This window comes from Olsenella massiliensis (assembly GCF_001457795.1).
Lineage (GTDB): Bacteria > Actinomycetota > Coriobacteriia > Coriobacteriales > Atopobiaceae > Olsenella_F > Olsenella_F massiliensis.
Genome location: NZ_LN898211.1, coordinates 227,588 through 242,019, shown reverse-complemented (window position 1 = coordinate 242,019; position 14,432 = coordinate 227,588). Strand labels below are relative to the sequence as shown.

13 protein-coding genes and 2 pseudogenes are annotated in these 14,432 nt (G+C 68.0%); 7 read left to right on the top strand and 8 right to left on the bottom strand.

Annotated elements, in window-relative coordinates; translation table 11 throughout:
• The first annotated feature begins 7 nt into the window (after positions 1 to 7).
• From atpC to BN3001_RS08725, 5 genes and pseudogenes are all read left to right on the top strand, one after another.
• Entirely contained in the window at positions 8 to 439 is a 432-nt protein-coding gene (atpC, locus tag BN3001_RS05115; RefSeq protein WP_058270734.1) for an ATP synthase F1 subunit epsilon, read from the top strand.
• A 31-nt stretch (positions 440 to 470) separates the two neighbouring features.
• Complete coding sequence (gene murA, locus BN3001_RS05110; protein ID WP_058270733.1) at positions 471 to 1,754, top strand: UDP-N-acetylglucosamine 1-carboxyvinyltransferase; 1,284 nt, start codon at positions 471 to 473, stop codon at positions 1,752 to 1,754.
• A 235-nt stretch (positions 1,755 to 1,989) separates the two neighbouring features.
• The gene (locus tag BN3001_RS05105; protein ID WP_058270732.1) at positions 1,990 to 2,373 is read left to right on the top strand and encodes a metal-dependent transcriptional regulator; all 384 of its coding nucleotides are present in this window, start codon (positions 1,990 to 1,992) and stop codon (positions 2,371 to 2,373) included.
• A 211-nt stretch (positions 2,374 to 2,584) separates the two neighbouring features.
• Positions 2,585 to 3,496 carry a UTP--glucose-1-phosphate uridylyltransferase gene (locus BN3001_RS08180; protein ID WP_082630005.1) on the top strand — a complete coding sequence of 304 codons (912 nt, stop codon included), beginning with the start codon at positions 2,585 to 2,587 and terminating at the stop codon, positions 3,494 to 3,496.
• A 9-nt stretch (positions 3,497 to 3,505) separates the two neighbouring features.
• Positions 3,506 to 3,655 (top strand): annotated as a pseudogene (locus BN3001_RS08725) (phosphoglucomutase); the annotation flags it as partial.
• A 51-nt stretch (positions 3,656 to 3,706) separates the two neighbouring features.
• On the opposite strand, the pseudogene BN3001_RS05095 reads toward BN3001_RS08725, so the two are convergent.
• The 6 genes and pseudogenes from BN3001_RS05095 to BN3001_RS05070 all read right to left on the bottom strand — a co-directional run.
• Positions 3,707 to 6,067, bottom strand: a pseudogene (locus BN3001_RS05095) (DNA topoisomerase I); the annotation flags it as partial.
• A gap of 183 nt (positions 6,068 to 6,250) precedes the next feature.
• Positions 6,251 to 7,042, bottom strand: coding sequence for a twin-arginine translocase subunit TatC (tatC, locus tag BN3001_RS05090; protein WP_058270730.1), 792 nt, complete (start codon positions 7,040 to 7,042; stop codon positions 6,251 to 6,253).
• Between the two features lie 2 nt (positions 7,043 to 7,044).
• Positions 7,045 to 7,713 carry a twin-arginine translocase TatA/TatE family subunit gene (locus BN3001_RS05085; protein WP_058270729.1) on the bottom strand — a complete coding sequence of 223 codons (669 nt, stop codon included), beginning with the start codon at positions 7,711 to 7,713 and terminating at the stop codon, positions 7,045 to 7,047.
• A gap of 59 nt (positions 7,714 to 7,772) precedes the next feature.
• A complete protein-coding gene (locus BN3001_RS05080; RefSeq protein ID WP_058270728.1) occupies positions 7,773 to 8,090 on the bottom strand; it encodes an STAS domain-containing protein in 318 nt (105 codons plus the stop codon).
• 16 nt (positions 8,091 to 8,106) lie between these two features.
• Positions 8,107 to 9,066, bottom strand: coding sequence for a tetratricopeptide repeat protein (locus BN3001_RS05075; protein WP_058270727.1), 960 nt, complete (start codon positions 9,064 to 9,066; stop codon positions 8,107 to 8,109).
• Between the two features lie 160 nt (positions 9,067 to 9,226).
• Positions 9,227 to 10,528, bottom strand: coding sequence for an aspartate aminotransferase type Ic (locus tag BN3001_RS05070; protein ID WP_058270726.1), 1,302 nt, complete (start codon positions 10,526 to 10,528; stop codon positions 9,227 to 9,229).
• A 209-nt stretch (positions 10,529 to 10,737) separates the two neighbouring features.
• Here BN3001_RS05070 and BN3001_RS05065 point away from each other — a divergent pair, with 209 nt between their 5' ends.
• Complete coding sequence (locus BN3001_RS05065; protein ID WP_235815047.1) at positions 10,738 to 11,004, top strand: hypothetical protein; 267 nt, start codon at positions 10,738 to 10,740, stop codon at positions 11,002 to 11,004.
• A 55-nt stretch (positions 11,005 to 11,059) separates the two neighbouring features.
• Here BN3001_RS05065 and nhaA read toward each other — a convergent pair whose 3' ends face one another.
• A complete protein-coding gene (gene nhaA, locus BN3001_RS05060) occupies positions 11,060 to 12,511 on the bottom strand; it encodes a Na+/H+ antiporter NhaA (RefSeq protein ID WP_058270724.1) in 1,452 nt (483 codons plus the stop codon).
• A gap of 264 nt (positions 12,512 to 12,775) precedes the next feature.
• On the opposite strand from nhaA, the gene BN3001_RS05055 reads away from it, so the two are divergent.
• Positions 12,776 to 13,639: a DegV family protein gene (locus tag BN3001_RS05055; protein ID WP_058270723.1), complete on the top strand. Its 864-nt coding sequence runs from the start codon at positions 12,776 to 12,778 to the stop codon at positions 13,637 to 13,639.
• 73 nt (positions 13,640 to 13,712) lie between these two features.
• Here BN3001_RS05055 and BN3001_RS05050 read toward each other — a convergent pair whose 3' ends face one another.
• A complete protein-coding gene (locus BN3001_RS05050) occupies positions 13,713 to 14,429 on the bottom strand; it encodes a 5'-methylthioadenosine/adenosylhomocysteine nucleosidase (protein WP_058270722.1) in 717 nt (238 codons plus the stop codon).
• Positions 14,430 to 14,432: the final 3 nt, after the last annotated feature.

Below are 14,432 nucleotides of genomic sequence, written 5' to 3'. Positions count from 1 at the left end.
AAAAGCCATGGCTGAGCTTACCTGTCAGTTCGTGCGGCCGGACCGGCTTCTCTTCGAGGGGTCGGTAGCCAGCCTCATCCTGGTGACCACGTCCGGCGAGCTGGGCGTCTGGCCGGGCCATGCCCCCGAGATCTGCGCCCTGGGCGACGGCGTCGTCCGCCTCCACCTGCGTAAGCAGGATGGGGGCGGCACCGTCAAGGTGGTCGTCTCGGGCGGCTATGCAGAGATCGACGACAAGGGCGTCATCATTCTTGCCGATCACGCCCGCCGCGTCGACGACATCGAGCCCGACGTCGTGCGCGACACGCGCGAGGCGGCCTTTGACGCCCGCGACGCCCTCCCCGAGGACGATCACCGCCGCGCCTATTGGAGCAATAAGATACAGTGGTGCAACCTGCTGCTCAAGGAGGCGCAGGAGGCCGGCGAAGCACACGCCTGATGACGGTGTGGCCTACGTTTCAGGAGGCAAGGTGGAAGTAATCAGGGTCGAGGGCGGCGCGCCCGTCGAGGGGGCGGTCACGGTGGAGGGCGCCAAGAACTCCGCCCTCAAGCTCATGGCGGCGACCCTCATGGCCCCCGGGGTGAACACCCTCACCAACGTCCCCAACATCGCGGACGTCCACGTCATGGGCAAGGTGCTCAAGTACCTGGGTGCCAAGATCGACGTCTTGGGCGAGCATGAGCTCAGGATTGACACCACCACCATCGACAAGTGGGAGGCCCCCTACCATCTCGTGGCGCAGATGCGCGCCTCGACGGCCGTGCTGGGGCCGTTGCTCGCCCGCTTCGGCAAGGCGGTCGTCGCCATGCCGGGCGGCTGCAACATCGGGGCGCGCAAGATAGACATGCACATCCTGGGTCTTGAGGCCCTGGGCGTCCACTTTGACATCGATCATGGCGACATCCACGCGACGACCCCCGGCGGCATGCGCGGCGCGCTCGTCACCCTCGACTTCGCGAGCGTCGGGGCCACCGAGAACCTCATGATGGCCTCCGTGCACGCCAAGGGGACGACGGTCATCGACAACGCCGCCCGCGAGCCCGAGATCGTGGACCTCGCCAACCTCCTCAACGAGATGGGGGCCAAGGTGCGCGGCGCCGGGTCGCCCGTCATCGAGATCGAGGGCGTCGGCGAGCTGCGTCCCGTCACCCATCGCGTCGTGGGGGACCGCATCGAGGCGGGCACCTTCGTCGCCATGGCGGGCCTCTGCGGAAGGCCCGTCACCGTGCGCGGCTTCGAGCCGGTCCATCTGGGGCTCGTGCTCAAGAAGTACGAGCTCATGGGCATTCGCGTCGAACGCGGTCAGCATCAGGTCACCATCAGCCGGGATGCCCCTCTCGCGTCCGTGGACATCCAGACGCTTCCCTTCCCGGGCTTTCCCACCGACATGCAGGCACAGACCATGTGTCTGCTCGCCCGCGCCTCAAACTCCTCGGTCGTCACCGAGAACGTCTTTGAGAATCGTTTCATGTTCGCCAGCGAGCTGCAGCGCATGGGGGCGGACATCAGAATCGAGGGGCATCATGCCATCGTGCACGGCGTGAAGGCATTCTCGGGGGCAAAGGTCAAGTCTCCCGACCTGCGCGGCGGCGCGGCGCTGGTCATGGCGGGCCTCGTCGCCGACGGGGTGACGACCGTCTCGGACATCCACCACATCGACCGCGGCTACGAGCGATTCGTCGAGAAGCTTCAGGCTCTGGGCGCCTGGGTGACGCGCGAGGAAGTCCCGGATCCTGAGACCGACGACGACTGACGTCACGCCGTCCGCCGCCACATGAGGTAGCATGAGAGGCAAAGGGACCCCTGCGACGCCCTGCGAGCGGGCAGGGCAGGCGGGGGCTACCACCTCAGGGGACCTCAGGGGTCGAGGATGTTTTGACGGGGGGCGGAGCATGGATGAGGTGCCAGGCGTCAGGCATGTGGTGAGACGGGACTCGCTCAGCGCCGGCGCGCGTGATCGGGAGTCAGGTGAGGAGCAGCCCCTTACCATGGCCAACGAGGACTATCTTGAGGCCATCTACCGCATCATGGAGGCGCAAGGGAGCTTTGACGGCGTGCGCTCCGTGGACGTCGCCGAGCAGCTGGACGTCTCCAAGGCGAGCGTCAACAAGGCCGTGAGCACCCTCAAGGAAGCCGGCTACGTGACGCAGAGCCACTACGGCCGCGTCCAGCTCACCGATCAGGGCAGGGCCTACGCGGCCCACGTGTGGCGCTGCCACAGGATGCTGCGCTCCTTCCTCGAAAACGACCTCGGCGTCGACCACGAGACCGCAGACGTCGAGGCCTGTCGCATGGAGCACGCGCTCTCCCTCGAGACGCAGTCCAAGTGGCTTGCCTACCTGGAGGATCAGGGCATCACGGTAGAGGGCTGAGCGCCGCCCTCGTTTTTGCCCACGTCAACGTTTGTGTCCAAGTTGTGGGCCGCCGCGCGCACACGCGCGATAAGGCGGCACGGCACGCCATCTGCGAGCCAGCCTTTGGCCGCCTCGTCGTCGCGGGGTATCCTTACGCAATGAACGAGTGCCGCCCGTCCCGCCTGACGTGGGGGCGGTCGTTGTGACATGGACCGAAAGGAGACGATTCGTGAAGGCAGTCATTCCAGCGGCTGGTCTGGGGACCCGCTTCCTCCCATCTACCAAGGGGACGCCCAAGGAGCTCTTGCCGGTGCTCACCAAGCCGGTCATCCAGTATGTCGTCGAGGAGGCGCTCGAGCCCGCCGGGGTTGACGGCGTCGTCATCGTGAACTCGCGCGAGAAGCCGCAGATCGAATCGTACTTCAAGGTGGACGGCGGTCTCGAGGACCAGCTTCGCGACCGTGGCAAGCAGGCCGAGGCGGACGCGGTTCATGCCGCAGGCTCGCTTCCCGTCAGTTTCGTCTACCAGGACGAGCCGCGCGGGCTGGGCCACGCCGTCCTCTGCGCCGCCGACGTCACGCGCGACGAGCCCTTCTTCGTGCTCCTAGGCGACTATTTCGTTCCCGACCGGCAGATGTGCGTCAACATGAAGCGCGTCTCGGACGCGCATGGCGGCGCCTCCGTCATCGCCGTGGCTCCCGTCCCGGCCGACCAGGTGAGTCGCTACGGCATCATCGCCGGGAGCTGCGTCGAGGGGCTGTCGGGCGAGGTTCCCGCGGACGAGGAGTCCGCCGGCGCCGTGTGGAAGGTGAGCGGCCTCGTCGAAAAGCCGGCCGTGCAGGACGCCCCGAGCCACCTGTTCATCGTGGGGCGCTACCTGCTCTCCGCGCACATCATGGACCTGCTCGCCACGCAAGGGGCCGGCGCCGGCGGCGAGATTCAGCTTACGGACGCCATGCAGCGGCTGCTGGCCGAGGAGGACATGTACGCCCTGGTCGTTGATCCCGAGGAGGGTTGTGACACCGGCACCCCGGCCGCCTGGGCGGCGACAAACGCCCGCATGGCCCTGACGGACGAGTCTGTCAGGGAGGCCTTCGTCGAGGCGCTCGGTCCCAAGGCCGCAGGGCTGCTGAGCGAGTAGGGCCCGTAGATGCGCGCCATCAAGTTTGGCGTCAACGGGTGGTTTGACCGCTTTGATCGCGCCTTCGACGAGGAGGGCGTGAGCTCCGTCGCGGCCGCCCTCGCGCGCCGGTGGGTCGAGCAGGGCGCTGTCGGCCCCATCTACGTGGGCTTTGACGGACGCAAGAAGTCCTCGGGGCTCGCCGCCGTGGTGGGGGAGGTGCTGTCTGGGGCAGGTCTCGCCCGTGGCATGCAGCTCGCCGCGCTGGGGCAGCGGGTAGCTCGTCTGGCACTCGTCGTAGTTGGTGCAGCGGATGAAGCGCTTGCCCGTCTTCTCGCTCTTGTGGGCCACGAGGTCCCCGTGACGACCCGCCGTCTTGCACGCGGCGCACTCTCCCACGATGACGTCGGGCTCGACGTTGGTGGGACAGGCGGGGTTGACGCAGAGCTCGTAGGCCTTGGAGCGGAAGGGCCGACACTTGATGCGCGGAGCGCCGCAGCTGGGGCATACGCCGGCATCGCCCTCCAGGGGCTCCACCTTGACGTTGGAGGGGACGGGATAGGTGACGTCACAGTCGGGCCAGCCCATGCAGCCGATGAAGCGGCCGCGCGTCTTGGCCGAGCTCTTCATGACCAGGTCCTTGCCGCAGCTGGGGCATACGCCCACCTTGGCGTCGGCCGTCACCGCGTCGGCGATGGCGTTCCCGAGGTCTTCCTTGTGCTCGATGAGGGCGTCGACCATGCCCGCGAGGAGCGCCCTCGAGTGCGTGACCACCTGGTCCTGGGTGTCGGCGCCCTCCGCGACCTTCGTCATGTCCGCCTCGAGCTCGGCCGTCATGTCGGGGCTCGTGACGTGCGGCGCGTAGGTCGTCAGCGCCTCGATGACGGCCATGCCCAGGCGGCTGGGCTCGACGGGGTCGTTCTTGATGTACTTGACGTCCAGCAGGCGCTGGATGATGCTCGCCCGCGTGGACTTGGTGCCCAGGTTGCGCTTCTCCATCTCCTGGATGAGGCGTCCCTGGCTGTAGCGGGCCGGGGGCTCGGTCTGCTTGGCGTCGAGCGTCATGGAGAGCACGTCGCAGGCGTCGCCCACGGCGAGGGCGGGCAGCAGCTCGTCCTTCTTCTGGCCGAAGCCGTAGATGGCCCTGAACCCCGGCTTGACGACGACGGTGCCCGAGGCCACGAAGGGCTCGCCGCCAACGTCGAGCGCAAGCTTGGTCGACTCGCTCACCGACGCCTCCGAGAGCGTCGCCAGGAAGCGGCGGGCTATGAGGTTGTAGAGCTTCCACGAGGCGCCGTCCAGCTTGTCGGGGTCGGCCGCCGCCGTGGGATAGATGGGCGGGTGGTCGGTCGTCTCCTGCTTGCCGCGCGTGGCCGTGAGCCTGTCCTTGGCGAGGAGCTCCTTGCAGCAGGGCCGGTACTGCGGCACCGCCGAGAGCGTCCTCACGCAGTCGCGCAGGTCGAGCGAACGGGGATAGACCGTGTTGTCCACGCGCGGGTACGAGATGAGGCCGTCCATGTAGAGCGACTCGGCCACGCGCATCGTGCGCGAGGGCGAGAGGCCGATCGACGCCGCGGCCGCCTGCAGCGAGGTGGTGTTGAACGGCGCGGGGGGACGGGTGGTGCGGCTCTTTGTCTCGACGCCCGTGACGCGGGCGCTCCGGGCGTCCTTGACCCGTGTTGCGGCCGCCTGTGCCGCGGCCTCGTCCTTGAAGCGCGCCGTCCGATGGGTCGCGCGGAACGTGGCGTCGTCGCCGCGCTGGCCGGCGGGCGCGAGCGTGCCCGAGAGCACCCAGTAGTCCTCGGGGACGAAGGCCTCGCGCTCGCGCTCCTTCTCGACGACGAGGGCCAGCGTGGGCGTCTGGACGCGACCGGCGGAGCGCACGTTGCCAAAGCCGCCGAAGCGCGCCATCGTGAGGTAGCGCGTGAGCACGGCGCCCCAGATGAGGTCTATGTACTGACGGCTCTCGCCGGCGTCCGCGAGGTCCTGGTCGAGCTCGACGAGATGGGCGAAGGCGTGGTCGATCTCGGCCTTCGTGAAGGCCGAGTAGCGGGCGCGCGAGACGGGCGTGGTAGGCGCCACCTCTCGCATCTGACGCAGGGCGTCCGACCCGATGAGCTCGCCCTCGCGGTCGAAGTCGGTGCCGATGACGATGGAGTCCGCCTTCTTGGCCAGGTTCTTGAGGGCGCGAATGATGCCCTTCTCGGCGGGAAGCTTCTCGACGGGGGCCCACACGAGGTAGGGAAGGCTCGCCACCTTCCAGCCCTTGATGTCGATGCCGTCCTTGAGGAAGGGCTTGCGCCTGCTGTCGTAGGGAGGCTTGGCCAGGGCGTCGGGAACGGCGGCGGGAATCACCTCGCCCTCCTCGCTGATGACATGCCAGCCCTCGGCGTCGTCATAGCGCAGCTCATGGGGAAAGTCGGGCGCCATGATGTGCCCGCGCAGGCCGATGGTGACCCACTCCTCGCCGTCATGCGCAAAGCGATAGACCGGGGTGTCATAGACCTTTTCGGCCTTGGGCTTGCCCACGCTGGCGAGCAGGCGCGCTATCTGCTGGGCGGCATCGTTCTTCTCTGTGACTACGAGCTTCAAGACGCTCGACTCCCTTCGGGCCCGGACGCTCAGACGACGGCGCGTCGCACCGTCCCTTGGGCTGCACACTATAGCAGACGAGGCGCGACGTCACAGGCCATTGCCCCGCATCGGCAAGCCTGCCGCGCGCCTTGCGCAACATCCCTCAAAGGCGCATGACGGGCGCGGCTCACAGCGGACGCGCTACGCCTCCTTCTCGAGCTTGTGCTCCCGGTACTGCTCGCGCGTCCACTTGAGCGACTCCTTGCCGTCCATGGCCACCAGGACGTAGCGCGCCACGACGAGCGCGGCCTCGTAGAGCAGGATCAGCGCCGCGAACATGAGGATCATCGTGACGGGCGAGGCGTCAGGCGTGACGACGCTGGCAAACACCAGCAGGCCCACGTAGATGTAGCGCCACTGGCTCCTGAGGGTGCTGTAGGGGACGAGGTGCAGCACCGAGAGATAGAAGATCACGATGGGTATCTGGAAGGCGACGCCAAAGCCGATCTCCAGCAGCATCATGATGTTGAGGTAGTCCACGGCGTCAGGGATGATCGCGGCGACGTCGGCGCTCTGGCTGATCATCCAGCCGATGGCGGCCTTCTGGATCACCAGGTAGCAGAAGACCATGCCCAGAAAGAAGAGGCCCACCATGGCGCCCACGGTGGGCACCACCCACTTGCGCTCGCGCTCGGTGAGCGCGGGCAGGAAGAACCCCATGACCTCCCAGATGATGATCGGCGAGCAGATGATCATGCCAAAGAAGAGGGCGACCTTGAACCTGATGGTGAAGCCGCCCAGGACGCTGAAGATGGCAAGGTCGCTGCCCTGCAGGGAGCTGCGGATGGGATCCATCATGAAGTCGATCAGGGTCGGCGTCGCCATGTAGACCACGATGGCCGTGGCGAGAAGCGAGACGATGATGATGGTCATGCGCCGTCTGAGCTCGCCCAGGTGGTCAATGAGCGGCATGCGCGCTGGTCCGATGGGCATGGTCACGCCCCCCTCTCGTCCGTGACGCCCGCCGCCGAGATGTCGGCGTCGGCGGGGTCGACGCGGTCGGCGTCAAGGTCGGCGTCGGCGTCTGTAGCGTCGCCCGCAGGCACGGGCTCGACGCCGTCTTCCTCCGATGCCGGCACGACCGCCTTCTTGGGGCTCATGGACCACAGGGCCGCCGCGCTCGTGTCAGGTCGCGACGCGGCCGCGTCGTCAGCCTCGTGGTGGGCCACGGCCGCGGTGGGTGAGACGTCATCGGACGCGTCGACGACGGGACCCTGCGCATCGCCGTCCTTCTCGGCTGCCTGGGCGCCCTCGCGCGCCTGGGCGGCCTCCTTCGCCGCGCGCTCCGCCTTGAGCCGCGCCTTGCGCTCGGCAAACGTCTCGTTGGCGCGCTTCTTGGGGACGCTCTCGTTCTCCAGGTCGGCGTCGTCGCCCAGGGCCGCCGCCCGCTTGGCCTTCCTCTCGTCGTCCGTCCCGTTCATGGCGTCGTTGAGAGGGTCCATGACCTGCGTCTGAACGACCTCCGTAAAGCCCTCCTGGGCACTTTTGAACTGCCTGAGCGCTCGGCCTATCGTCCTGCCCATGCCCGGGAGCTTGTCCGGGCCAAAGAGCAGGAAGACAAAGACGATGATGATGGCGAGCTCAGTTCCACCTATGCCAAACAAGCGTCACACCTCCTGCCGCCGTCGAGCGGCCCTCTTGCCGCGACCTGCTCGCGGCCTCGTCATCTTGCCTCGTCAACGCCCAGCTCCCCTGCCACGCCCAGCAGGGAGAGGACTCGCTCGACGTTGCGCTGGGGATGGGACACCGTGAAGCTCACACCTGACTCCTTCGCGCGATGCGCGGCGCCCACCAGCACGCCGATGCCCGTCGAGTCAATGTAGGAGACCTCTGCGAGATCCGCCTCGAGGGACGTCACCCCTTCGTCAAGCGCCTGGTTCAGGGCGTCCCTGAGCACGGCGGCGTTGGAGACGTCAATCTCGCCGGCGCATCCCAGAAGACGCGCGTCCGACGACCCTGACGGGGTGATGGAAATGCTCATGATTGCTCCGTTTCTCTTACTGTGCGGCCGTGCCCGCGCTGGAGTTCAGCTTGTCCAAGAGCGTGCCGCCCGGCGCGGGCGACGAGGGCGACCCCCCGGCTCCGTCATCCGAGCCGGCGCTGCCGGAGGGTCCGGACTTGGAGGCGAGGTAGGCCTCGTACTTCTGGGCGAGCGTCTTGGCCCCGTACTCGTCGTTGGGGTCAGTCTCCTCCGCCTTCTTGAACGAGTTCGTCGCCTTGGTGAGATCGCCGCCGGCCGCGTAGGAGACGCCCAGGTACACCCAGGCGGGCGCATAGTCGGGAGCGTCCTTGGCGACCTGCTCGAGAAGGTCGATGGCAGCGTTGACGTCGTTGTTGCCCAGCTGGCACTGCGCCACCTTGACCTTGACGGCGTCGGAGTCGTTGAGGGAGAGGTACTGCCGGTAGTGGTCGATGGCCTGGCCGTAGAGGTCCGCCACGTGCGCCTTGCCGGCGTCGTCCTTGGCGAAGCCTCGGGCGGCGGCGGCCCATGCGGCGTAGTCGTCGCCCAGGCCCAGGTGGCACGCCAGCTTGTCAGAATCGCTGGTGGCTGCCTCGAGCTTGGACTTGAGGGAGTCGGTGGTCGCGCCGTAGGTGGCGTCCACGTCAGACATGCTCGCGGGCGCCGAGCTGGCGCCCGACGCGTCAGAGGGGTCGGACGTGGGCGTCGAGGAGCTCGCGGGCGTCTTGGGGCCCGGGCTGGCAAAGATGAGCGAGAGCGACGGCAGCATCATGGACACGCCGATGATGACGGCGAACGCGGCGATCGCGATGTCGCGAAGGCGCTTCTTGCCGCCCAGGCGGTCGGTGAGCGACGGCTTGTAGACGACGTGCCCCTTGTCGCCGCCGTCGGTCCCGGCCAGGCGAACGCGGGCGGAGCTCCTCCAGCCGGCGCCCGTGGCACCGCCCCCCTTGCGCGCTTTCTGTGCCGTGCCCGGCGACGTGACGTGATGTGCCATGGAACGAAACCCCTCCCGGCGGGCGCCGCGACGTAAGGCCGAACGCCCAGGACGTATGAAAGACATGCGCGTCGGCCGTGGGACACGCAGCACTGATTCTACCTAATTACCGCCGACCCCACAGAGTGAGCAAAGCTTCGTCCACACCCCATGCCGCGGCCTATGCGCGCGCCTCCAGAACGAGGCGAGCGGCCACGAGCTTGACGGCCACCACAAAGACGTCGAGCGCGGCGGCCAGGTCGTCGAGCGTGGGGTAGGTCGGCGCGATGCGGATGTTGGTGTCACGGGGATCCTTGCCCGAGGGCCAGGTGGCGCCGGCGGGCGTCAGCTTGACGCCCAGGTCGGCCATGAGGGCCACCGTGCGCCTGGCGGACCCGGGACGGCCCTCGAAGGACACGAAGTAGCCCCCGTGGGGGTGGCTCCACTCGGCGACGCCCAGCCCGCCCAGGCCCTCGGTGAGCTTGCGCTCCACCAGCTCAAAGCGAGGTCGCACCACGGCGGCGTGCTTGGCCATGTGGGCCCGGACGCCGTCGAGGTCCTTGAGGAAGCGGGCATGGGCCAGCTGCGAGAACTTCTCGGCGCTCACGCGCTCCACGGCAAACGCGGCGCGAATCTCCGCCATGTCGTGGTCGTCGGCCGCCACGAAGGCGATGCCCGAGCTCGGGAAGGTCACCTTGGCGGTGGAGCCGAACTCGTACACGAGCGAGCCGGCGCTCTCCTGGGCCAGCGCGTCAAAGATGTTGAGCAGCCGGTCGTCCGTGTCGCCGAAGGCATGGACGGCGTAGGCGTTGTCCCAGTAGACGCGAAAGTCGGGCGCGGCGGGCCTGAGCGCCGCAAAGCGGCGGACGACCTCGTCAGAGTACGTGATGCCGGTGGGGTTGGCGTACTTGGGAACGCACCAGATGCCCTTGACGGCAGGGTCGCCTTCGACGAGCTCCTGCACCTTGTCCATGTCGGGGCCGTCGGCGCGAAGCGGTATCGCGACGTTGGTGATGCCCAGGTCCTCGGTGATCCTGAAGTGGCGGTCATAACCGGGGCTGGGGCAGAGCCACTTGACCTCGCCCTGCCGCCAGAACGGCTTTTGGCCCGCGACGCCGTTGGTGAAGGCGCGACAGACGAGGTCGTGCATGAGGTTGAGGCTCGACGAGCCCGCCACCACCACGTTGTCCGGGGACACGCCCAGAATCTGGGCGGCAAGCCGCCGCGCCGAGGGAAGGCCGTCGGGCGTGCCGTAGTTGTCCACGACGGCACCGTCGTCCTCGAGGGGCGTGGTCGAGCTGACAAGGTCGAGCATGGGACGCGACAGCGCCGTCTGCTCGGCGCTGGGCTTGCCGCGCGCCATGTCCAGGGAGAGTCCCCGGGCCCTGATGTCGGCGGCCTCGGCCTCGAGCGCCGTCACCCGGGCGCGCAGCTCCTCGTCGGAAAGGGCCTCGTACGCGTTGGGAGTTGCAAGCTCTGTCATGGACCTCTCCTTTTCGAAGGCCGTGCGCCCGTCGCAGCAAAGTATACTCCCCCGCAGGCATCCCAGCCGGCCCGCTCCGGCGGCGCGCCACGACGAGGAGGTCCCGCCTGACGGCGTGCGGCACGGGCGTCTTGCCCGAGCGGCACCGACGATTTGCTACCATGTGCGCCATGAGACGCGAGAACGCACGAGAGCGGCGGGAGCACCCTATGCCGATGTCAGACGACAGCTACGCCTCGCCGGACGACGGCGAGCTGCAAGGCCTGGTGGACGCACTCTTTGAGGGAGACCCTGGAAGGGTCGTCTCGAAGATCGACATCCTCATGCGCGCCGACATCGACGACCTGTCGGACGACTCGCGCGAGGTCATCGACCTGCTTCCGGGCGGGCGCTTCGCACGCGGGCGCCTCTGCGACCAACTGAACTCGATCATCACCGCCCACGGCTGGGGCTTCAGCCATGGGACGGTGGCCTAGCCCGCCCGAGCCCTCAAAGTCGCGCCGACGACGCCCATCCGGAAGGGCGAAGGCGTCACTGCCCCTCTGGCGCCGCCGCTCGGGAGCGCCTCCACCTGACGAGACGAACGACGAGCGGGTCTCCCACGCGCATGTACAGCATGCCCAGAAGGCCCGAGGCGAGCGAGGCGGCGAGGATGGCGCACTTGGCGACGTTGACCTCCAGGGGGTCGGCGAACGCGAGCCCCGAGATGAGGATGGACATCGTGAACCCCATGCCGCCCATGATGCCGACGGCGACCACCTGGTCCCAGCTGACGCGCCGGGGCAGGCGGGCAAACCCCACCTTCACCAGCGCCCAGGTCGTGAGGATGATGCCCAGCGGCTTGCCCGCCACGGCACCCAGAAACACCCCCAGGGCCACCGGGTCGCCCATGAGGCCGGCGACGTCAAGGCCCACAAGGCGCACCTGAGCGTTCACGAAGGCGAAGATGGGCAGTATCAAGAAGTTGACCGACGTGGCGATCGTGCGCTCGACGCGCTGGAGGGGCGGCGTCACGTGATGCAGGACCCTCTCGACGTGGTTTGCCGAGTCCGTGAAGGCATGCTGGCCCAGGACGTGCATGTCGTCGTCATAGCGGTCCTCGAGCACCTGCGCCTGGTTGCCCAGCCACGACCGAAGGCTGCTGAGCCTGACGTCCGAGCGCGCGGGAAGGAAGAACGCGAGGACCACGCCGGCGAGCGTGGCGTGGATGCCGGAGTTGTACATGCAGAACCACAGCGCGAGGCCCACGAGGAGGTAGGGCTTGGCCGAATACACGCGCGCCCGCGAGAGCGCGGCGAGCAGCACCACCACGATGAGTGACGCCGCGACCCAGGCCACCTGGGGCGTCTGGCCGTAGAAGAGGGCCAGGACCACGATGGCCACGATGTCGTCGGCTATGGCGAGCGTCTGGAAGAAGACCTTGGTCTCGGAGGCCACACGGTCTCCCAGCAGCGACATCACGCCGAGGGCGAAGGCGATGTCGGTGGCGATGGGCACGGCCCAGCCGTGCGAGGCGCCCCCGTGGTTGAACGCCAGATAGACGAGCGCGGGCACGCACACCCCGCCCACGGCGGCGAGCATGGGCAGGGCGGCCTGACGGGGACGGCGCAGCTGTCCCACCGTCATCTCGTACTTGAGCTCTATGCCCACGAGAAGGAAGAAGACGGCCATGAGAAAGTCGTTCACGAAGCCCTCGACGCTGATGCTCGCCGTCAGGGGGCCCACGCCCAGCGTCAGGGGAGCCTCCAGCACGTGATGGAGGGGCTCGTAGGCAGGCGAGTTGGCGACGATGACCGCAAGCAGCGCGGCGACGACCATCATGGCCGCGGCGATGGTGCCGTTGGACGTGATTGTCTCGAGGGCGGAGCGACTCTTGAGCCGACGCACGACCTTGGGCTCGCGTATGATGCCCCGCTGCTGGACGGTGGGATTCTTGGGCTGATGCGCGCCGTCCTGTCGGATGCCGGGACGTGCCTTGTCCATGTTCTTCCCCTCTACGTGACTACGTGACGCTCCGGCCCCGCATGAGGGGCCGCTCCCGAAAGACGTGCCGTTCCCGCGTGCGGGGCGGCGGCTGCGTCAGCCCTGACGACGGGCGTACGGCCTCTGCGGGCGCCTGCGGACGGACGCTGGGCGACGCCCTCGTTACACCTTCGACAAACCCATACAGAACATAGCAGGTTTGTGCAACCATAGACAGCAAACGAGGGGGAGACGCCTCCTTGCACGTCTGTCCAGGAGGATCCCATGAACGCCCAGCGCATCGCCATCATCACTGACTCCGGCACGGACACGGACCCGGCGTTCTGCCGCGAGCACGACATCCGCGTCATGCCGCTGCACATAAACTACTCGGACGGCTCCTCGTTCTCGAGCGGGGTTGACATCAGCTCGGCCGAGGTCGTGCGGCGCTTTGCGGACGAGATACCCAAGACCTCCCTGCCCTCCCCCCACGAGATCGAGACGACGCTGCGCAAGGCCAAGGCCGACGGATACGAGCGGGCCGTCGTCGTCACCATAGCCAGCGCCCTCTCCGCCACCAACCACACCGTCCAGATGGTCGCCGACCAGCTGGAGGACTTTCCCGTGCTCGTGATTGACACCAAGTCCATCGGCATGATGGCCGGCATGGTGGTGCGGCGCGCCACGGCGCTCGTGGAGGAGGGCGTGCCCTTTGCCGAGCTCGACGGCAGGCTCCAGGGCGTCATCGAGGACACCGACGTGTTCTTTGCCGTCAAGTCGCTCGACTACCTGCACGAGGGCGGCCGCATCAACGCGGCCATCTATCGCCTTGGCAGCATCCTCAACATCAAGCCGGTGCTCACCTGCAACAGGGAGGGCTACTACACCATGGCCAAGAAGGCCCGCGGCTGGGAGCGAGCCCTTGAGGCCATGGTGAGGCTCGTGGCCGAGAGGGCCAACCGCTTTGAGCGCGTGCGCCTTGCCGTGTGCTTCACGCAGGCGACCGCCAGGCTCCGCGACGTGCTCGAGGAGCGGGTGCGCGCGCAGGTCAAGGCCGACGTGGTGGAGTTCCTCTCGCAGGAGCTCCAGCCCGACCTCATGGTGCACACGGGTCCCGACCTCGTGGGCATGGGCGTGCAGGGCGCCTGAGCGCCTGCGTCGCCGCTGCGAGGCACAGGCGGCGACAGGAGCGCGCCCCGCCAAGACGCAGGCCGCGCGAGCCCTATCGACCTGTGCGGCCCTGGGCCAGCAGCCGGACCATGCCCTCGGTGATGAGGGCGCAGCGCTGCGCGGCCCGCCTCTCGAAGCTGGGATAGTCCACGTGGCTTGAGCCGTCCGCCCTGTCGCTCATGGCGCGGATGATGACGAAGGGAAGCCCGTTGAGCCAGCAGGCCTGGGCGATGCCCGCGCCCTCCATCTCGCAGCAGTCCGCGCCGAACAGCTCCTTGACGCGCCCCTTTACGGCGGCGTCGCCCACGAACTGGTCCCCCGAGGCGACACGGCCCGCAAGCGCTCGCGCGGGCGGGACCAGCGAGCGGGCCGCCTTAAGCGCGCAGGCGACGAGCGCCTCGTCGGCGGCGAACGCGGCGACGCCCAGGCCGGGCACCTCTCCCGAGGGATAGCCCAGGCGAGTGACGTCCATGTCATGCTGGACGGCGTCAGTCGAGACGATCACGTCTCCGATGTCGAGCTCGTCGTTGAGGCAGCCGGCGATGCCCGTGTTGATGACGTGGGTGACGCCGAAGAGCGCGGCGAGCGCCTCGGCGCACACCGCCGCGTTGACCTTGCCCACCCCGCACTTGACGACCACGACCCTTGCGCCCGCGAGGGTCCCCTCGCAGAAGTCCATGGCGGCATGGCGCGTGAGGGCGACATCCTCGAGACGATCCTTGAGATGGGCCACCTCCACGTCCATGGCCCCGATGATGCCCAGCTTCATGAC